Below are 19,416 nucleotides of genomic sequence, written 5' to 3'. Positions count from 1 at the left end.
TAATTTAGTACTTTAATTTAGTAAAGTATTGTTGTATAGTATTATGTAATTGCGAATCGTGAGCAATATAATATCAGGCGGCCTTGGGCCGACGATTAAAAAATAGGAAGAGGATATATTCGATGAAAAAGGTTGTAAAATTTGGCGGTAGCTCATTAGCAGACGCTAAGCAGTTCATGAAAGTTGGCGATATCATTCGCGCTGATGAGAATAGAGTATTTGTAGTTCCTTCTGCGCCCGGTAAGCGCAATAGCAAGGACACAAAGGTTACAGATATGCTGATTAAGACCTACGAGGATGCTAAGGCAGGCAAGGACGTATCTGAGAATCTTGTAGCTATCAAGGCTCGTTATGACGAGATTATTGATGGTCTTAATCTCAAGGGATTTAGCCTTGAGGATGATTTCAAGAAGATTGCTGAGGATATCAAGGCAGATTTATCACTTGATTATCTTGCAAGCCGTGGAGAGTTCCTTAATGGTAAGATTATGGCTGAGTATTTAGGCTATGATTTCATCGATGCTAAGGATGTAATCTTCTTTAACGAAGAGGGACATCTTAATTCATACAAGACAATGAAGGTCCTTGGACAGGCACTTGAGGAGCATCCTCATGCAGTTATTCCTGGATTCTATGGTTGTGATAAGGATGGTCGTGTTAAGACTTTCTCACGTGGTGGTTCTGATGTAACAGGTTCTATCGTTGCCGGCGCTGCCAAGGTTGACGTATATGAGAACTGGACTGACGTATCAGGATTTTTGATTTGCGATCCTCGCATCGTTAAGAATCCAGTTGGTATGCAGACTATTACATACAGAGAGCTTCGCGAGCTTTCATACATGGGTGCATCAGTTCTTCACGAGGATGCTATTTTCCCAGTTCGTTCTGCTGGTATTCCTATCAATATCAAGAACACTAACAGACCAGAAGATGACGGTACATGGATTGTAGAGAGCACAGGCCAGAGAAATGAGTACGTTATCACAGGTATCGCTGGTAAGAAGGGATTCTGTACAGTCCTCATTACTAAGTCACTTATGAACTCTGAGGTAGGTTTCTGTAGAAAGGCCCTTCAGGCATTCGAGGACAATGGCATCAGCATTGAGCACATGCCTTCAGGTATCGACACAATGACAGTTGTTGTTCATGAGGATGAGTTCATCAACAAGGAGCAGGCTGTTGTTTCTGCTATTCATCGCAATTGTGCTCCTGATTCTATCGAGATTGAGTCAGACCTTGCACTTATCGCAGTCGTTGGACGTGGCATGAAGAGCACACGCGGTACTGCTGGTCGTATCTTCTCAGCCCTCAGCCATGCACATGTTAATGTCCGCATGATTGACCAGGGTTCTTCAGAGCTTAACATCATCATCGGTGTTGAGAATCAGGACTTTGAGACAGCTGTTAAGGCTATCTACGATATTTTCGTAACTACAAAACTTTAATATAATAAAAATGGAGCTGCATCAGTCTGATGCAGCTCTTTTATATTGCAATTCAATTTTGTATGCTGTTTTTGTATTTTTTTACCTACGTCCACGTCTTCTTCTTCCCCCCACCTGTTTAGACTGCTTGGCCTGTTTTGGGATTGGGGCATTGCCAGTCTGTGTATCGCTTTGGATAATCATCTTGGGCTGAGAGGTTGTAGTGGATTGTGCCTGAGCATACATATAGGCAGGGTTAGTTCCAAAATCTTTTTTTTCATTTTCATATATTTGAGTATATCTGTAGGGCTGGTTGTACTGATATACTTGGTTATAATTATAAGACTGAGCCTCTTGGTTATCCTGATTGGACTGGTATGTTTGATTATTTTGTCTAGTTATTCTACTGTGATTTTGCTCTGGAGTGAACACTATAGTTTCATCAGGTGCTTTTCTTAAATCTTTTCCTTCTTCAATTTGTTTGTTGTAATCAGAAAGGTTTACTTTCTTTTTATAGCTGTTTGCTGAGTCAGGACGGGAATTGTCATTTGCTACGGCATCGCTTTGATTGGTCTTTTGATAGTTTTGGTTATATTGAGTACCTTTGAAGTTGTTTGTATTTTCCTGTTTATTATCATTTTGAACAGTGTCATAGTAAGATACTTTATTTCTATCCATTTCTCCTTTTAAAATCGACTTTGGTGAAGAATTTGGATTATAAATATCATTACTATTCGTATTAATGGAATTAATAACATCTTCTAATTCATGAGAGAGTATATTGCCTAATGCCATATTTATATCCTCCTTGCCTATAGGCATATAAAATCAGTACTATTATTAGTTCAATAAAGATTTTGCGTTTTTTCCAACCTATTACAAAAAGACTACTAAAATGTTTCAGATTGAATATTGGAAACGCAGAAACGGGTATTGCTTTATTCATTCAAGTAGTATATAACTACTATATAACCATTCATAAGAGGAAGATATTGATGCAAGAAGAGAGAGTACCTTTAATATCAACTGCAGTGATAGTGCAGGCTATTGTGTTTCTTTTGATGACATCCTACGGGAGTATGTCTGTTTTTTCTTTTAGTGGTAGGACTATCTGTGTTGTTGCTTTGTGGGTGTATGTGTTTTCCATGGTGGATTATACTTACACTAGAGAGATAAGACATGCCATAAAAATGGCTATTGTCTATACGGTGATATGGGGCGCTATTGAGACTGGGATGGATTTTGTGTTGAATAGACTGTTAAATATGGGATTTTTTACTGTGGGTGGTGCCTGGTACGGTATTCAGAATCTGTTGTGTTTATGTAGTGTATTAGCATTTAATCATTATTTTGATGAGGATGGAAAAGAGATAAAAAAGTCTGTTATAGCATTGTTAGTTGTCGGGGTGGCGGTATATTTATTTGCTGTACATTATGTTATTGAAAATGTGCCAAACACGGTCCCTTCGACTATTTTTGAGCATGTAACATCTACAGTCAATCAGCAGGACATAATTCTAAAGAGATTAGCAGCAATATTCTATGGAATTGAAGGATTTTTAATAAGTTTTTCATTGGAAAGACAAAATAATTAAGAGAGATGTGTTATGTATGAAAGGGGAAAGATGGAAGAGCGTAATGAGAATAAGGCGGGTTTATACAGAGTATTGGTATGTCTGATTTCTTTTGTGGGTATTGTGCTTGTGTTGGGAAGCATTTATCAGTTGCTTTTGCTAAGGAAGAATTATTTGATGTTCCACAATCCATATCTTTTAGATATAGTACCTATTTTTATTGGGGCAATTATTATTGGAGTACTTTTGCTAGTGGGAGCTATAAAATTGTACCATCATCTTTTGCCAAATGATCGAGATATTGAAAAGAGGCAAAAAGCTAAGGTGCTGAAAGAACAGAAGGCTGAATCTGAAGCTCAGGAACTGCAAGCTGAGAGAATTAGACTTGCGGCAGAAAGAACTGCAGCATTTGAGAAGGAGATGGAAAAGGAGAGACAGGATAATCTTAAGAAAGAGAGCCAACAAGGACGTCAGGTGGAGGATGAGAGGCAGAGTCCAGTCAGATTATCTCATGTACATGGTGAGGATGAAGCCATTAAAATAGTATTTTTTAAAGGCTCCTTTATTGAACTCTACGTTGCCATATTTGTAGGGATAGGGATAATGATTGCATCAGCTTTCTTTATGTATAATTATGTGACGACAATTGACGCTATATCATCTGCTGAAAAGGGCACTAGCCTTTATTATTTGAAAATAGCTGGTTTTATCATTCTTTTTTGGATTGGAATTTATTTCTGGCAACTTGGTAAAGCATATGACTATAGAGTATCTACTAGTTGTATTGCCAATTATTGCGGAAAATTATATCTAGTAGGAGTCAAGGACTCTATTATCCACGGTGGGGATGAACGGCGAATTATCAAATCAGTAGGAAAAATTGGAAAAGCCATTGATGCCGCTGCCACTAAAATGGAAAGGGCTGAAGCAAGAAATGCAATCAGGCAAGAGTTTAGAGATCCAAATTTTCCGGAACTTGCAAAGAGAATTATATCGGCAAGTGAGTATCATAGATATTTGGAGGCTTATGATTTAATCGCCTATGAGAATATGTCCAAAATGCTTAAAAAGTACTTGCTCCATTTGTATAACAAGAGTAAGTGATAGTTGCATTCTATCACTGCTTTTAGAAAGAAAGAAAAAAAGGGAACAATCTCGGATGTGATGAATCTGAGAGTGTTCCCTTTTTGAAGGATATATTGAATAGGATTTAATGGGAAGAAGTTGTCCTTAGATGATAACTATTGCTAGAACTAGGTTCATTATTATTCTGGCGACGTGGTCTACGTTCTGATGGTTGATTGAAGTAACTTTGAGTGCAAAGCTCATTTCTACGACTATTAAGGTATGCTTCGTCTATTTTAGCGGGTGGATTATTATGGAAATAATCTAAGCACTGTCGAGCATATTCTATTTTCACTCCTTAAAAATGGTTGTAATTTTCTAGTATGTGTGACAAGAAATTGAGACGGAAGCTTTTTTGATTAGAATTAAACTAGTACAGCACTATTAAATAGAATGCACAGAAGTAGTTCTTTGAAGGTTGTTAATAGTTTTGTTAGGGTTAGAGTTGACAGGTACTTTTTGTTTGCCATCTATAACTGTGGCATCAGTTATACGGTTATATGCTTCGTTTTGTCTTGTAAAACCATTATTCGCCAAATCCCTTCTAAGCTTCTTAGCAGGTCTTAATAACTTAATTCTTTCTTCGGATATTGAAGGTGTAGTATTCCTTGGGCTTATATTCTCACCAGTGGATTGTTTTGTATCTGCGGAAGCATTTTTCGGTGCAGAATACAAATTAGACACATCTATATCGGAACTAATTTTTTTAACAGAATGAACTATAAAACCATGCTTACTATTTGTTTTTTTCTTATTAGACAAAAATTTGGTAGAATGAGTAAAAAGGTTACGTAAGTTATTAAAACGTCTATTTTTATTCTTCTGATTAGTAGATCCTGTGGCAGTCTCTGGTTGAGTGTTAGTCTGTTGGTTAGTATTTTTTGCAGTAGCTTCTGGCTGAGTAATAGCTTCCTGATTAGTAGTATTCAAATTAATATTCAAACGCTCTAGCATTTTTTTTCTATATTCAGGGTCTTTTGCTATCTGAATCCTTTTAGCGCGAAATTCATTTCTTTCCTGCTGTTCTTTTTCAGCTTTCAAATGATTACTATCATTGTCATTTATATTTCTAGGAAATTCATTTTTAGGCTTAGGCGAAATGTTTGCGGCTTGTGGAGTCTCAGCATCGACAGTACTCGAAGAAGCTTTTGACTGATTAGTAGTCTCTGTAGTGGTTTTAACAGATTCATTCTGTGGGTTACTAATAGCTCTATTCGTATGTGAAATCTGTTGAGTATGCTGTTCAGTTGTACTGGAAGAAGCAGCCTTGTTATTTGTGTTTTGTGAGACGGCAGTATTCCTTATCTGATTAAGATGATCTTGGACTACCTCAGTTAATTGCTGTAGACGCATTGGAGAGCTCGCATATTCAGATGCTGCATCTTTAGTTATCATTCCTTCGGTAACAGCGATTAGCAAGGCATTAGTTTTTTTTATGTCTTCATTATTGGTGGGAATAGAATCTCTAGTTTTTTTTAAATTATCATATTCACCGTTTACATTTCGCTTTAGGAGATCTTCTTGAAATTTATTCTTAGCTCTTCCGCTATCGGATTTCAAGTTTTTACTAGTTGTTTCAATAATCTTTTCTGCGGCAGCCGTTTGTTTTAATAAATCGTCAATATTTTTTGAATAGTTATCAATAAAATCTTTGTACTTAGGGTTATTTGTAGCTAGCAAATCGTCTATTGCACTATAGTATGCATTAATTCTCGCATATCCTCTTTGGACAACATCAGCTGCTACCACAAATGGATGTTCATTATTTTGTAATGCCATAATTATTCTCCTTTTCTGTTGCATAGAAATCTATAACTTCACTTGTATTTCAATAAATAATAATTTATTTTTCCATTTAACATAAAATAACCATGTAAATGTTGTGAGCAGGGCGGTATTTTGCTATACTATTTGAAGTTGAAAACACGTTAGTTGAAAGAGGTATAGCATGAGCCTTATTATTAAAAACGGCAGGGTATTAAACCCACCTACAGACACAGATGAAATATTAGATATTAAGATAGACGGGAACATTATCTCAGCTGTTGAGGCTGATATTGTTCCCGTTTTTTCTGATACGGTGATTGATGCGAAAGGATGCTATGTCATGCCTGGACTTATAGACATGCATGTGCACTTCAGAGATCCCGGTCAGACTGCTAAGGAGGATATCGAGACCGGCTCTAGGGCAGCAGCAAGAGGAGGAGTTACAACAGTGCTTGCTATGCCAAATACAAAGCCAGTTGTAGATAATCCTGAGCTTGTAAATTATGTCCATGACAAGGCAGAGTCAGTTGGATTGACAAGAGTTCTCCAGGTTGGCTCCGTGACTAAGGGAATGGAAGGCAAGGAGCTTTCTGATTTGAAGGGCATGATTGATGCAGGCATTCCTGCTATCTCAGAGGATGGCAAATCTGTTATGGACTCGGGCATTTACCGTGAGGCAATGAAAATCGTAGCAGCAGCCGATGTTCCAGTGCTTGCTCACTGCGAGGACATTAATCTAGTTCAGGGTGGCGTTATGAACATGGGCGCCAAATCAGACAGCATGGGAGAAAAGGGAATCAGCAATGCTGTTGAGAATATTATTGAAGTTCGCGATATTATGCTTGCTGAGGAAACAGGTGCAACACTTCATCTTTGCCACTGCTCTACAAAGGAGAGCTATGACATTGTCAAAGAGGCTAAGGCCAGAGGCGTGAAAGTTTCTGGAGAGGTTTGCCCACATCACTTTACACTTACAGAGGACGACATCGTGCCAGGTGATGGCAATTACAAAATGAATCCTCCTGTCCGTACAGCAGAGGACAGAGACTTCCTTAGACGAGGCTTAGCTGAGGGGGTATTTGAGGTTATTTCTACAGACCATGCTCCTCATACAGCAGAGGAAAAGGCAAAGGGCTTTGCATCGCCATTTGGTATCGTAGGTCTTGAGACTTCTGCAAGCCTTACATATACAGAGCTGGTACTTTCAGGCCTCATCACACCACTTACAATGGCGGCATACATGAGCTCTAATCCAGCTAGAATCCTCGGTCGCGATGACCTTGGAAATATTGCATCAGGCAAGGCAGCCGATATCACAATTTTTGACCCAAGTATAGAATATGAGATTCATGCAGCAGACTTTGTAGGCAAATCAAAGAATATGCCATTCGAAGGCCGCAAGGTCCAGGGTAAGGTGGTCAAGACTATCTTTGGTGGTCGCGTAGTTTATGGTAATTAGATGAGCAAGTAGCTATCAAGCTCTTAGTGTTGCGTAGCGAAACATGTAGTTGAGTGAAGCAATATCTAAGACTTGTAGGCGTAACATGCGGGATTGAGTGACAATATATAATTATATGAGCCTGTACGCTATTAATTCAGTGAAGAGAAATTTTTTATAGTCGGTAGACATCAAGCTCTTATATCTCTCAAGAGAGACGTGTTGTCGAGCGGAGAAGATATAAGGCTTGTAGGCGTAACCGACTAGTTAATAGAAAGGATAAAGTTATGATACAGAAATTAATTAGCCAAATTAAAGAGAAGGATGCTCCAATAGTTGTAGGTCTTGACCCTACAATGAAGCTCATGCCAAAGAGCCTTGTGGACAAGCACATTGCTGAACATGGCCAGACACTTGAGGCTGTGGGCGAGGCAATGTTTGATTACAACAAGCAGATTATGGACGCTTGTGCTGATTTGATTCCAGCAGTTAAGCCACAGATTGCCATGTATGAAAGCTATGGCATTCCAGGCATGATTGCATACAAGAAGACAGTTGATTATGCTAAGGAGCTTGGCCTCGTAGTTATTGCTGATATCAAGCGTGGCGACATTGGTTCTACATCTACAGCTTATGCTCTTGGACATCTTGGCTCAGTTCAGGTTGGCGATTACAAGTATCAGGGATTTGATGCTGATATGGCTACTGTTAATCCTTATCTTGGAACAGACGGAGTCAAGCCATTTGTTGATGTTTGCAAGGAGGAGGACAAGGGTATCTTTGTACTTTGCAAGACATCTAATCCATCTTCTGGTGAGTTCCAGGACAGACTTATCGATGGCAGACCACTTTATGAGCATATGGCAGAGAAAATCGAGGAGTGGGGCGCAGACACACGTGAGGGCAACTACTCAAATGTAGGTGCAGTAGTAGGTGCTACATATCCTGAGATGGGCGCAAAGCTTCGTAAGCTTATGCCTCATACATATATTCTCGTTCCTGGATACGGTGCTCAGGGCGGAAAGGGCGCAGACCTTGTAAACTTCTTCAACGAAGATGGCCTTGGCGCAATTGTAAACTCAAGCCGTGGAATCATTGCTGCATACCAGCAGGAGAAGTACGCTAAATATGGCGAGGCTAATTTTGCAGAAGCAAGCCGCGCAGCTGTAGAGGATATGCTCGCTGATATCAGAGGAGCGCTTAACTAGTAATTACCTCATACCGAAGAGGAAGCCGGTTTTGAGAGGTAAAGAAAATTTTTAGGAGTCATGGAATCAATGAAAGTAAAAGAAAAAGCCCAGGTTTTAGAACAAATGAAGCTGGCTGAGGGAGTATACAGCTTGAAGCTTAAGACTACAGCTGCTGAGTATGCTATCCCAGGTCAGTTCATAAGTATATACAGCAACAATGGAAGCAAGCTTCTTCCACGCCCAATCAGTATCTGCGAGATTGATAAAAATGCAGGTACACTTCGCGTAGTTTATCGTGTAGTAGGTGAGGGAACAGCTGAGTTTTCGCAGTTAACTGCAGGAGATGAGGTAGAGGTTATGGGACCTCTTGGCAATGGATTCCCACTTGAGGGAGAAAAGACTGTAGTTGTTGGCGGTGGAATCGGTGTGCCTCCAATGATTGAGCTTGCAAAGCAGCTTTCAGGCAGCGTAACAGCAGTTATGGGCTATAGAAATGACGACATGTTCCTTACAGAGGAATTTACAGATGTGGCAGCTGAGCTTATTATTGCCACAGATGATGGCTCAGTAGGAGTACATGGTACTGTGGTTGACGCCATGAAAGAAAATGATTTGGATGCAGATGTTATCTATGCTTGCGGCCCAAAGCCTATGCTAAGAGGCGTGGCTGAGTATGCGGCTGAGCGTGGAATCAAGTGCTATGTATCAATGGAAGAGCGCATGGCTTGCGGAGTAGGCGCATGTTTAGGATGTGTATGCCAGTCTACTGAAAAAGACGACCACAGCCATGTTAACAATAAAAGGGTTTGCAAGGACGGACCAGTATTTCTTTCTACGGAGGTGGTGTTGTAATGAATACAAAAGTTACCATTGCAGGAGTTGAGTTTCAGAATCCTATTATGGAGGCTTCCGGCACCTTCGGTTCAGGAATGGAGTACTCAGAATTTGTAGACTTAAATAAGCTTGGCGCTGTTGTGACAAAGGGTGTTGCCAACGTGCCATGGCCAGGCAATCCAACACCTCGTATAGCTGAGGTTAGCTCAGGAATGCTTAATGCTATTGGCTTGCAGAATCCAGGCGTTGAGGTATTCTGCGAGAGAGATTTAAAATTCCTTGAGCAGTTTAAAGATGCCAGAGTGGTGGTTAATGTTTGCGGACATTCAGCCGAAGAATATATTGAAGTGGTAGACAGATTGGCTGGTGAATCTCGAGTAGATATGCTTGAAATCAACATTTCTTGCCCTAATGTTAAAGAGGGCGGAATTGCATTTGGACAGGATCCAAAGGCGGTTGAGGAGATTACAAAGTTGGTCAAGGCCCATGCAAAGCAGCCTATCATTATGAAGCTTTCGCCAAATGTTACAGATATAAAGGTAATGGCAAAAGCTGCAGAGGCAGGTGGAGCAGATGCCATATCACTTATCAATACTCTTACAGGTATGAAAATCGATGTGGAACGTCAGAGCTTTGTCTTAGCTAATAAGACTGGCGGTATGTCAGGCCCAGCAGTTCATCCAATTGCAGTTAGAATGGTATATGAGTGTGCAAATGCAGTAAACATCCCTATTATAGGAATGGGAGGCATTTCAACTTGGCAGGATGCAGTGGAAATGATGCTTGCTGGTGCAACAGCTGTATCTGTAGGGACAGCTAATTTTTACAATCCAACAGCGACACTTGATATTCTCTCAGGAATGAAAGATTATATGGTTCGCAAGAAAATCGATGATATAAATGATATAATAGGAATTGTAAAATAGAATTGATTGACACTTATCCCGATGTTCACAGAAAAATCAGACAATATACTCAGAAATTTCCGTGACACATTTAAATCGATTTGCTAAACTTTTATTACATCGACACACTATGTGAAAGGAGGGGGAGCTGATGAAGTTCAAGAGAATAGGCGAGGATAAAATACGCTGCGTCATCACCAAAGAAGAAATGGAACAGAACGGCATGGAGCTTGGAGATTTCGTCAGTGACCAGGAAAAGACCCAAAGCTTTATCAGGGATATTTTAGCTGAGGCATGCGAGACTTTAGGTATGGAGACTCACGCCAAGGCTTATAGTGTTCAGATGACAGTTATGCCACAGGGCGATGTTGCATTACTTATATCCCCAGATTCAAGTTCAGGACTGGCAACTGCAATTGAGGAATTGAAGAAACATTTAACAGGTTTACAGGAGACACTTTCTACGACTAAGAATCCACCTCCTATTTCAGCCAGCACAGCTGATGTACCGGTGCAGAACGCAACAGTACTTAAGGACGAGAGAGACGAGGTTACAGATCAGTATCTTGATACACCGTTGTGGGCTATTCTTCCAGATTTGGATGCTGCTATCGAATTATGCAAGCATGTTCCAAAGTATGAGGGAATTAAGAGCTCGCTTTACCGTTATGGCGATGATTACTATATCAAGCTTAACTTCCAGTTAACACGTCGCCAGATTTCAGCAGTGATTCTTGTTATTGCTGAGTTCGCAAGTCAGATGTTTACAGAGAGCTTTGATGGAGCATTTCTATTAGAGCATGGAGATTTGATAAGCGATGATTGCGTAAATGTTTTATCTCAGATTTAAATATGACTTTTTTAAATGGCACTTGGATTATTCCAGTGCCATTTTTTTATTGGAAAATAAGCTTGGCAAAAAAATTTAGAAAAGTGTTGACAAATGAAATTCGATTGCGTACAATCTATCTATAAAATCAATTGCGCACAATCGAATTAAACGATTAGAGAGTATTAATGATTATTTTAAGGAGGACAAGACAATGGGATTTTATGATTTATCAGTTGAGAAGTCAGACGGCACACAGCTTTCAATGGCTGACTTAAAAGGCAAGGTAGTTTTAGTAGTTAATACAGCTACAGGTTGTGGATTCACACCACAGTACGAGCCAATTGAAAAGATGTATGAGAAGTATCATGAGCAGGGATTTGAGGTAGTTGATGTACCTTGCAACCAGTTCGCAGGTCAGACACCAGGCAACGATGAAGAGATTCATGAGTTCTGCCAGCTCAACTACAACACACAGTTCCCTCAGATGAAGAAGGCTGATGTTAACGGCGACAATGCCATCGAGTTATTCAAGTATCTTAAGTCTCAGAAGGGATTTGAAGGATTTGGAAAGGGCCCTGCAGCTCTTGCAATGGGCGTAATGCTTAAGAAGATTGACAAGGATTACAAGAACAATCCTGATATTAAGTGGAACTTCACAAAGTTTGTTATTGACCGCGAAGGCAACGTAGTTGCACGTTTCGAGCCAACAGCTGACATGAAGAAGGTTGAGGAGTGCGTAGCAAGCCTCATGTAATATCACACCTGCCTGTTTAATACAGGCCATAATTTAACATTTTCAATAGAAAGTGTTTCCAGTTGTAATACAAATAGAATTTCTCCATATTTACTTATACAAAAAACATGTGGCATAGTCTTTTGATTCCCTCATTTTTCAAAAGCAGCCACATGTTTTTATTTTATCGATTTCTAATTAACTTAATGATTCCTTTGATGATGCCACGGACTACGGCGAAGATTAGGAACATGAGCATGAAGCCCCAGACACCGAATACAATGTCGTTGAAGTCCATGACGCCTGTGTGGGTAACTTTTTGACCGATTTCAATGGCAAATGTAAGCAGGATAATAAGTGTGAAAACATAAATCCAGCTGATGGCAAGCACATGACCGCTCTTTGCCAAAAGAGTAAAGAGTGGGTGCACGATAAAAATCATAATCATGCCAATTACACCGATTACAATGAAATGAAGCTGCTTGTCAGTGAAGTTTGCCTCGTATGAATCGTTTAAGGACAAAAAGTACGTATGGAAGTAAGTAATTATGTCAATAATGCCATATAAAAAATTGTTCATAAAATGTCTCTCCTGTGTTACAATCATCCCAACAGATACTCTAATTTCATAGGGAGGATATTTATTATGGGTAACGTAATAGTAGCACAATCAGGTGGCCCGACTGTGGCTATCAATGCCAGTCTTGCTGGTGTAATTGAAGGTACAATTGGTTCAAACTACGATAAAATCTATGGATCGATTAATGGCATCTTGGGTATTCGAGATGACAATATAATTGATTTATCTTCTATCGTGGCTTCAGACCCTCATTTCTTAAAGCGTTTAAAGACAACTCCAGCTATGTATCTAGGTTCATGTCGTTTTAAACTTCCAGCCATTGACTCTGGTGACCCTATCTATAATACATTATTTGAACAATTTAACAAATACCAAATAGAGGCATTTTTCTATATTGGCGGCAATGACTCTATGGATACAGTAGACAAGCTTTCTGCATATGCAGCACAGATTGGCTCTGATATTAGATTCGTTGGCGTGCCAAAGACAGTTGACAATGATCTTTGTGTAACAGACCACACACCAGGTTTTGGTTCAGCTGCAAAATACATTGCAACTTCTACAATGGAAGTTATTTTCGATGCACAGATTTACGATAACCCAAGTGTTACTATTATCGAGGTAATGGGACGTGATGCCGGATGGCTTACAGCTGCAACATCTCTTGCCAAGACAGAATGTTGCGATGGTCCTGATCTTATCTATCTTCCAGAGGTTGCATTTGATAAGGAAAAGTTCATACAGGATGTTAAATCAATTCTCGGTGAAAAGACCAATGTTGTTGTTGCAGTTTCTGAGGGAATCAGAGATGCACAGGGGGAGTACATTTCTGCATCAACAGGCACACTTGATAATTTCGGTCATGCTCAGCTTTCAGGTGCTGGCAAGACATTAGAGTATCTTGTAAAGGACAAGCTTGGCGTTAAGGTTCGTTCAATCGAGGTAAATGTTCTTCAGAGAGCAGCAGCTCATATGTCCAGCCTTACAGACATCAATGAGTCAGAGGCAATTGGCAAAAAGGCTGTAGATATTGCTGAGGAAGGTGTTACTGGCGCAATGGTTACAATGGAGCGTATCAGCAATGCACCTTATGAGATAAAGTTTGATTATGCTAAGATTCATGACATTGCAAATGAGGCCAAGGAAGTACCTCAGGATTGGATTAATCCAGAGCACAACGGTGTTACAAAGGACATGTTAATGTACCTTAGACCGCTTGTAATTGGTCTTCCAGATGTGGAGTACAGAGATGGACTTCCAGTATTCGTAACTAGATAAATATGTTGCAATAAAATACAAGCCTATGTTGCACGGTGGATTATTAAGGTAATCTACCGTGCAATTTTTTGTTAAAAATACAGAAAAAAATTAAAAGATACAGCCCCAAGCATTAAATAGAATAGTATTTGTCAAAATGAAGATTGATTAATAAAGTTCTTATTTTCTAATAGTTTTTAAAGGAGTCTAAAATTATGGGAAAAGTCAATTTAATCATTGATGGCAAAGCTATTGTGGCAGATGAGTCAAAGACTGTACTTGAGGCAGCTCTTGATAATGGAATATACATCCCTCATCTATGTCATCATGATGATTTGCATCCAAATGGTGGATGCCGTCTCTGTGTGGTGAAACAGGACGGAGTAGACGGTGTGATTACTTCATGCTCAACCAAGGTAAAAGAGGGGATGGTGATTACAACAAAAGATGAGACAGCTGAAAAGGTTAGAAAGCTTTCAGTGGACTTGATGTTTAAGACTCATCCAAGTGAGTGTGTAGGTTGTCCAAAGTATGGCAAGTGCCAGCTGGCATCTATCTCACAGTATGTAGGTGATTCTGGCAGAGACCTACGTCAGCAAAAGTTACCTCTTATTGAAAATGAGGAAAATCCATTGATGCTTCACGAAATGTATCGATGCATACTCTGCGGTAGATGCGTGCGAGCATGTTCTGAGCTTCGCGGCGTAGGGGCCCTTAAATTTGAAAAAGTTGATGGCAGAATGAAGGTTGTTATTAACGGTAAGAGCCTTGAGGATGCAGGCTGCCAGTTCTGTGGAGCTTGCGTTGAGGTATGTCCTACTGGTTCAATCCGTGACAAGGTTGGTGTATTCAAAGATGACCCAGGCCTCAGCCGTGAAATGACACTTGTTCCTTGTAGCGAGGGATGCCCTGCACATATCAATGTGCCTAAATACATTAGATTTATTAAGGAAGGCAACTTCCCAGCTGCAGCAGCAACAGTTCGTGAAAAGGCACCATTCCCAGAGTCACTTGGATACATATGTGTTCATTCATGTGAGCTTCAGTGTAAGAGGAATCATCTTGATGGCCCACTTTCTATCAGAAATCTAAAGAGATTTGCAGCTAGTCAGGATGATGGTAGCTGGAAAGCAAATGCTTTCATGAAGGAATCTACAGGTAAGAAGGTGGCTGTAATCGGTGCAGGTCCAGCAGGACTTACAGCGGGATATTATCTTAAGAAGCTTGGTCATGAGGTAACCATTTTTGAAAAGCTTCCACAGGCAGGTGGACAGATGAGATATGGCATTCCTTCTTATAGACTTCCTAGAGAGGTTTTAGATAGAGAAATCGCTGAAATAGAGTCAATCGGAGTGGAAATCAAGTGCAATCAGGATGTTAAGTCGGCAGCCGAACTTAAGGCACAGGGCTACGATGCAGTATTCGTGTCAGTTGGAACTCATGCCGGTAACAGACTTCCACTTGAGGGCAATGATTTACCAGGTGTTTATCTCAATGCAGACTTCCTCCGTTCTATCAACCTAGGAAAGCCATTTGAAGTAGGCGAGAATGTAGTTGTTCTCGGTGGCGGAAATGTAGCAATAGACTGTGCTGAGTCGGCACTACGCCTTGGTGCTAAGCATGTAGTTATGACATGTCTTGAGGCTCCTGATAAGATGACTGCTTCTGAAGAGGAAGTTACATGGGCCAAGGAAGATGGAATCATAGTTGAAAATTCACGTACATTCGATGCAATAGAGTCAGAAAATGGCAAGGTGACAGGCCTTACTGTTACTGGAATAGAGGGACTTAAATTTGGCCCTAAGGGACCTGAGTTTACACGAATCCCAGATTCCACAGTTACTTTCCCTGCCGATACAGTTATTTTTGCTGTTGGCCAGCATCCTGACATTACAGAGGAATTTGGTCTAGAACTTAACAGAGGACGTATTGTTACAAATGATGGTCATAAGACATCGGTGGAAGGTATTTACGCTGCAGGTGATGCTGTTACAGGAACTCGCTCAGTAATTGCAGCTATTGCAGAGGCTAGAGAGGCTGTTTCTGAAATAGATAAGTTCCTTGGCGGTGATGGAAATATTGAAGAAAAACTTGCGCCAGAGCAGATAGCTAATCCTTGCATTGGAAAAAATGAGAACCTGACAAAGACTCACAGAAATGAGCCAACAGTTACAGAAGTTGATTCTAGAAAATGTAACTTTGAGCCTATGGATTTGGGATTTGATTGCAGCAAGGCAGGTTGCGAGGCAAGTCGTTGCTTACAGTGTGACCTTCGAGTACAGATTTCTCCACAGAAATTCTGGAGTGATTTTTTGGCAGAGGAAGGAGGTCAGCAGTAATGAAGAATTTATTAGTTGTTAGTTGCGTAAGTGATGATGTAAAAGCACCTCTTTCAACGTATATACTGAAGAATTATACAGCTGATGTTGTGGCAGGTGTTGACAAATATTCAAAGGAGTTTGACGCTGAAATAATCTATCTTCTTCCAGAAGGCGAAGATGTTTCAGGCTTGAATGGAGAGATTGTTCATACAAGCCAGATTTCTCCAACTCTTAATAACCCATACTCAGTTGCTCAGGTTTTATCAGGCAATTTGCCTCGTCCTATGATTCAGGATGACTATGTGGCAGTGTATGATGGCAAGGCGGTATCCGTTATTACACCTGAGGCGGCATACGGTATGACTAAGGGATTTGAGGAAAAGTTCGTTGCCATAAACAAGGGTGAGAATACTGAAATCAAGAAGGTAAATGTAGGCCAGCCAGTGGGAGAATTTGCAGCAGTTGATGGTGCCAAGGCAGTACTTTTTGGTGGTTTAAAAGGTAAGTTTGTTTCAGGCTCTGAGGCTGCAAAGCTTAAAATTGATGAGACAGAAAAATTCAGCTCTATAACAATTTATGATGAGAGCGAATGTATTGTGGATGCATGTGTTCAGCTGATGAATAAAGCATACGAAATGTCCTGTGGTAAATGTGTTTTATGCCGTGAGGGCACATCACAGTTCAAGCAGATTGTGACAGAGATGACAACAGGCAAGGCGAAGATGTCTGATTTGGACCTTATCAAAGAGGTATCAGAGCTTATTTCAATCGGAGCATATTGCCCATTTGGTCAGGGCATGACAAAGCCTCTGACATCTGCAATGGAACTTTTCGCTGATGAATTTGAGGAACACATCAAGAAAAAATACTGCAAATGTGGCAAGTGCTACAAGCAAGCAGAGCTTTACTATATTGATCCAGATGAGTGTATCGGATGTGGCGAGTGTATTGACGCCTGCCCAGAGGATGCAATCGAAGGAAAAGATGGATTTATCCATATAATTGACCAGGATCTTTGCGAGCAATGCGGCAAGTGCGTATCAGCATGCGACGAAGGCTGCATTAAAACAGCCACAAAGCTTCCTAAGCTTCCAAAGAAAAAAACAAAATGCGGTAAATGGTGAAAGGAAAACCGTGCAACGAAAGCTTGTCTTTTATTGCACGGGTTTTTTCTGTCCTTTTTTTGAATGCAATAATAGATAAAGATTCAGGAACTTGATAGAAGTTGTATGTAGCCTGTGATGATACATTAATAGCAAGAAAATAAGAACCATGCACGAGCAAAATGCTTGGGTAAACTAGTGATTTTGCTTGTGAATGAGAATTAGAAAGATCGTTTTATAAGGAGAAGAAAATGGAAAACTTGAAAACACAGATAGTTGTCATTGCAGGTGGCCCATCTGGTATGTCGGCAGCGGTTCAGGCAGCTGAAGATGGAGCAGAGGTCATTGTAATTGAAAAGGCAAACATCACAGGTGGTGCAGCTAACATGGGTATGGGCCCACTTGGTATTGGAACAAAATATCAGCAGGAGCAGATGATTGATATCACTGTTGAGAAGGCATTTAACATGTTTATGGATTACACACATTACAATGTTGATGCACGACTCATCAAGCGATATTTCGAGCAGTCTGGCGAGACAATTGAGTGGTTAGAGGATATGGGTGTTGAGTTTGAAGGCGCTTTCAAATATTTCCCACAGTCAGAGGCTACATGGCACATTGTAAAAACAGGAAATAAAATCGGACCACGTGCAGCTGGTCATATGAATAAGGCTCTTCTTAACAAGGCTCAGGAGCTTGGCGTAAAGGTCCTTCTTGAGACAGCTGGTAAGAAGATTCTGAAGGATGATGAAGGCAAGGTTTGCGGCGTTGTTGCAGTTAACAAAGATGGTGAGGAATTCACAATTGAATGTCAGGCAGCAATCATCGCAACAGGTGGTGCTGGTAACAATCCAGAGCTTATAAAAGAGGAAATCGGCTTAGAGTTTGGCAAGGATGTATTTAACTTTGCAATCCCTGGTCTTATGGGCGATGGCCTTAAGATGGCTTGGGAGGCAGGTGCTGATCACCTTCCAGTTAGAATCGAGCAGGCATGTGATGTAGGTGGCGGCGAGGAAGCATCTGCATCAGTTAAAAACGTGCTTAGACAGCCAAACCTTCTTGTTAACAAGTTTGGTAAGAGAATCATGAATGAAGAGTTCATGCAGAATACAACATACCTTTCAAATGTTGCTATGCACCAGAAGGACAAGACAATTTACTCTATCGTAGATTCTTCTATTGTTAAGTCATACATCAAAAATGGCGTAGATGTAACTAGCCTTGTTACTCCAGATCCAGATGTATCTGATTTCAATGAGGGAATGGAGGAGCTTCTTGCAAAGGGTTCAAAGAACTTCTTCAAGGCAGATACCATTGAGGAGCTTGCTGAGCAGATTGGCATTGACCCAGAGGTTCTTGCAGAGACAGTTGATGATTACAATGATTACTGCGAAGGTAGAGATGAAGAGTTCTTCAAGAACTATAGATTCCTTCGCAAGTTAAAGAAGGGACCATTCTACGCAGGTGCTTTCCATCCAGGCGGATACGGTACAGTAGGTGGAATCCGTATAAACGAAAATTGCGAATGCTGCGATAAGGACTTTATGCCTATTCCAGGACTTTATGCTTGCGGTGCGGATTCATGCAATATTTACGATGACAGTTACATGTTCTTGCTTCCAGGTAACTCAATGGGATATGCAGTCAACACAGGACGTATCGCAGGTATGGAAGCTGCAGAGTATATCGAAGATTAAACGTAGGATATGAATACTGGTTACGGCTACAAGCCTTTGATTCTCTCTGCTCGACAACACGTCTCGCTTGAGAGAACAAAGAGCTTGATGCCTACCAGTAAATATAGCGTATTGATGAGCTTGTAGTTCACAATCTCTGAGATCTCTGCAAGTGACATCTAGTCACTGAAAGAGATACTCAGGATTGTGAATGTAACAAGCGGACTATTAGGGAGGAAATAAAAATGGCAGGAAGACCTATATATAGACCATCCAGCTTTAAGAATGTAGAGCGCGACGGTAATGTGGTTGGTTTTTCATTTGATTGGAAAGCCCAGTACTATCGTTCTTTTACCCTTTCAATTTTAAGGGATTTGGTAATTAAAGTAGATGGTCAGGAATATAACAGAGACGATATTAGTATTACAGTAAACGGGGCTACATTTACACTTGAGGAATGTAGAACAGTGGTTGATCCAGAGTATAGATGGGAATTTGGTGAGTACGCAACAGTTACAGTATTAAAAGAGGGCGGCCTTTCAAAGGGTAAGCATTACATCGAAGCAGTACAGAAAATTGCTCCTTCATATATGCCATTCGTGATTGAGGCTCCATGTAACACAGAATTCGAAATATAGTCAGGAGGACAGATAA

General features: G+C 40.4%; 17 protein-coding genes. 14 read left to right on the top strand and 3 right to left on the bottom strand.

Features of this window, described 5'->3' with window-relative positions; all coding sequences use genetic code 11:
• Positions 1-122: 122 nt before the first annotated feature.
• On the top strand, positions 123-1,445 hold the full coding sequence (locus BLP50_RS12105) for an aspartate kinase (protein ID WP_090155115.1): 1,323 nt from the start codon (positions 123-125) through the stop codon (positions 1,443-1,445).
• 81 nt (positions 1,446-1,526) lie between these two features.
• Here the strand turns inward: BLP50_RS12105 and BLP50_RS12100 are convergent, their stop codons facing one another.
• Positions 1,527-2,219: a hypothetical protein gene (locus BLP50_RS12100; RefSeq protein WP_090155112.1), complete on the bottom strand. Its 693-nt coding sequence runs from the start codon at positions 2,217-2,219 to the stop codon at positions 1,527-1,529.
• 200 nt (positions 2,220-2,419) lie between these two features.
• Between BLP50_RS12100 and BLP50_RS12095 the strand changes: the two genes are divergently transcribed.
• Together BLP50_RS12095 and BLP50_RS12090 are read left to right on the top strand one after the other, a co-directional pair.
• The gene (locus BLP50_RS12095; RefSeq protein WP_090155110.1) at positions 2,420-3,019 is read left to right on the top strand and encodes a hypothetical protein; all 600 of its coding nucleotides are present in this window, start codon (positions 2,420-2,422) and stop codon (positions 3,017-3,019) included.
• 12 nt (positions 3,020-3,031) lie between these two features.
• Complete coding sequence (locus BLP50_RS12090; RefSeq protein ID WP_090155108.1) at positions 3,032-4,102, top strand: hypothetical protein; 1,071 nt, start codon at positions 3,032-3,034, stop codon at positions 4,100-4,102.
• Positions 4,103-4,507: 405 nt separating this feature from the next.
• Here the strand turns inward: BLP50_RS12090 and BLP50_RS12085 are convergent, their stop codons facing one another.
• Positions 4,508-5,902, bottom strand: coding sequence for a hypothetical protein (locus BLP50_RS12085; RefSeq protein WP_090155106.1), 1,395 nt, complete (start codon positions 5,900-5,902; stop codon positions 4,508-4,510).
• A 169-nt stretch (positions 5,903-6,071) separates the two neighbouring features.
• On the opposite strand from BLP50_RS12085, the gene BLP50_RS12080 reads away from it, so the two are divergent.
• From BLP50_RS12080 to BLP50_RS12055, 6 genes are all read left to right on the top strand, one after another.
• On the top strand, positions 6,072-7,349 hold the full coding sequence (locus BLP50_RS12080; RefSeq protein WP_090155104.1) for a dihydroorotase: 1,278 nt from the start codon (positions 6,072-6,074) through the stop codon (positions 7,347-7,349).
• A 266-nt stretch (positions 7,350-7,615) separates the two neighbouring features.
• Positions 7,616-8,536, top strand: coding sequence for an orotidine-5'-phosphate decarboxylase (gene pyrF / locus BLP50_RS12075; RefSeq protein ID WP_090155102.1), 921 nt, complete (start codon positions 7,616-7,618; stop codon positions 8,534-8,536).
• A 69-nt stretch (positions 8,537-8,605) separates the two neighbouring features.
• Positions 8,606-9,370: a dihydroorotate dehydrogenase electron transfer subunit gene (locus BLP50_RS12070; RefSeq protein WP_090155100.1), complete on the top strand. Its 765-nt coding sequence runs from the start codon at positions 8,606-8,608 to the stop codon at positions 9,368-9,370.
• A complete protein-coding gene (locus BLP50_RS12065) occupies positions 9,370-10,278 on the top strand; it encodes a dihydroorotate dehydrogenase (protein WP_090155099.1) in 909 nt (302 codons plus the stop codon). The genes BLP50_RS12070 and BLP50_RS12065 overlap by 1 nt, the downstream gene beginning before the upstream one ends.
• Before the next feature lie 130 nt (positions 10,279-10,408).
• On the top strand, positions 10,409-11,107 hold the full coding sequence (locus tag BLP50_RS12060) for an adaptor protein MecA (protein WP_090155097.1): 699 nt from the start codon (positions 10,409-10,411) through the stop codon (positions 11,105-11,107).
• 193 nt (positions 11,108-11,300) lie between these two features.
• On the top strand, positions 11,301-11,843 hold the full coding sequence (locus tag BLP50_RS12055) for a glutathione peroxidase (RefSeq protein WP_090155094.1): 543 nt from the start codon (positions 11,301-11,303) through the stop codon (positions 11,841-11,843).
• Positions 11,844-12,006: 163 nt separating this feature from the next.
• Here BLP50_RS12055 and BLP50_RS12050 read toward each other — a convergent pair whose 3' ends face one another.
• Entirely contained in the window at positions 12,007-12,402 is a 396-nt protein-coding gene (locus BLP50_RS12050; RefSeq protein WP_090155092.1) for a hypothetical protein, read from the bottom strand.
• 66 nt (positions 12,403-12,468) lie between these two features.
• Here BLP50_RS12050 and BLP50_RS12045 point away from each other — a divergent pair, with 66 nt between their 5' ends.
• The 5 genes from BLP50_RS12045 to BLP50_RS12025 all read left to right on the top strand — a co-directional run bounded on the left by BLP50_RS12045 (position 12,469) and on the right by BLP50_RS12025 (position 19,400).
• Positions 12,469-13,680 carry a 6-phosphofructokinase gene (locus tag BLP50_RS12045; RefSeq protein ID WP_090155090.1) on the top strand — a complete coding sequence of 404 codons (1,212 nt, stop codon included), beginning with the start codon at positions 12,469-12,471 and terminating at the stop codon, positions 13,678-13,680.
• Between the two features lie 194 nt (positions 13,681-13,874).
• On the top strand, positions 13,875-15,998 hold the full coding sequence (locus tag BLP50_RS12040) for an FAD-dependent oxidoreductase (RefSeq protein ID WP_090155088.1): 2,124 nt from the start codon (positions 13,875-13,877) through the stop codon (positions 15,996-15,998).
• A complete protein-coding gene (locus BLP50_RS12035; protein WP_090155086.1) occupies positions 15,998-17,104 on the top strand; it encodes an NADH-ubiquinone oxidoreductase-F iron-sulfur binding region domain-containing protein in 1,107 nt (368 codons plus the stop codon). The genes BLP50_RS12040 and BLP50_RS12035 overlap by 1 nt, the downstream gene beginning before the upstream one ends.
• A 230-nt stretch (positions 17,105-17,334) precedes the next feature.
• Positions 17,335-18,783, top strand: coding sequence for an FAD-dependent oxidoreductase (locus tag BLP50_RS12030; protein WP_090155083.1), 1,449 nt, complete (start codon positions 17,335-17,337; stop codon positions 18,781-18,783).
• 224 nt (positions 18,784-19,007) lie between these two features.
• A complete protein-coding gene (locus tag BLP50_RS12025; protein WP_090155081.1) occupies positions 19,008-19,400 on the top strand; it encodes a C-glycoside deglycosidase beta subunit domain-containing protein in 393 nt (130 codons plus the stop codon).
• The last annotated feature ends 16 nt before the right edge of the window (positions 19,401-19,416 follow it).

The organism is Pseudobutyrivibrio sp. AR14 (assembly GCF_900101325.1).
GTDB lineage: Bacteria > Bacillota > Clostridia > Lachnospirales > Lachnospiraceae > Pseudobutyrivibrio.
This window is presented reverse-complemented; position numbering and strand designations above follow the sequence as displayed.

Bases quoted from the DNA above. Each gene is read 5' to 3' on its own strand.
- BLP50_RS12105 (WP_090155115.1), top strand. From the start codon at position 123: ATGAAAAAGGTTGTAAAATTTGGCGGTAGCTCATTAGCAGACGCTAAG.
- BLP50_RS12100 (WP_090155112.1), bottom strand. From the start codon at position 2,219: ATGGCATTAGGCAATATACTCTCTCATGAATTAGAAGATGTTATTAAT.
- BLP50_RS12095 (WP_090155110.1), top strand. From the start codon at position 2,420: ATGCAAGAAGAGAGAGTACCTTTAATATCAACTGCAGTGATAGTGCAG.
- BLP50_RS12090 (WP_090155108.1), top strand. From the start codon at position 3,032: ATGTATGAAAGGGGAAAGATGGAAGAGCGTAATGAGAATAAGGCGGGT.
- BLP50_RS12085 (WP_090155106.1), bottom strand. From the start codon at position 5,902: ATGGCATTACAAAATAATGAACATCCATTTGTGGTAGCAGCTGATGTT.
- BLP50_RS12080 (WP_090155104.1), top strand. From the start codon at position 6,072: ATGAGCCTTATTATTAAAAACGGCAGGGTATTAAACCCACCTACAGAC.
- pyrF (WP_090155102.1), top strand. From the start codon at position 7,616: ATGATACAGAAATTAATTAGCCAAATTAAAGAGAAGGATGCTCCAATA.
- BLP50_RS12070 (WP_090155100.1), top strand. From the start codon at position 8,606: ATGAAAGTAAAAGAAAAAGCCCAGGTTTTAGAACAAATGAAGCTGGCT.
- BLP50_RS12065 (WP_090155099.1), top strand. From the start codon at position 9,370: ATGAATACAAAAGTTACCATTGCAGGAGTTGAGTTTCAGAATCCTATT.
- BLP50_RS12060 (WP_090155097.1), top strand. From the start codon at position 10,409: ATGAAGTTCAAGAGAATAGGCGAGGATAAAATACGCTGCGTCATCACC.
- BLP50_RS12055 (WP_090155094.1), top strand. From the start codon at position 11,301: ATGGGATTTTATGATTTATCAGTTGAGAAGTCAGACGGCACACAGCTT.
- BLP50_RS12050 (WP_090155092.1), bottom strand. From the start codon at position 12,402: ATGAACAATTTTTTATATGGCATTATTGACATAATTACTTACTTCCAT.
- BLP50_RS12045 (WP_090155090.1), top strand. From the start codon at position 12,469: ATGGGTAACGTAATAGTAGCACAATCAGGTGGCCCGACTGTGGCTATC.
- BLP50_RS12040 (WP_090155088.1), top strand. From the start codon at position 13,875: ATGGGAAAAGTCAATTTAATCATTGATGGCAAAGCTATTGTGGCAGAT.
- BLP50_RS12035 (WP_090155086.1), top strand. From the start codon at position 15,998: ATGAAGAATTTATTAGTTGTTAGTTGCGTAAGTGATGATGTAAAAGCA.
- BLP50_RS12030 (WP_090155083.1), top strand. From the start codon at position 17,335: ATGGAAAACTTGAAAACACAGATAGTTGTCATTGCAGGTGGCCCATCT.
- BLP50_RS12025 (WP_090155081.1), top strand. From the start codon at position 19,008: ATGGCAGGAAGACCTATATATAGACCATCCAGCTTTAAGAATGTAGAG.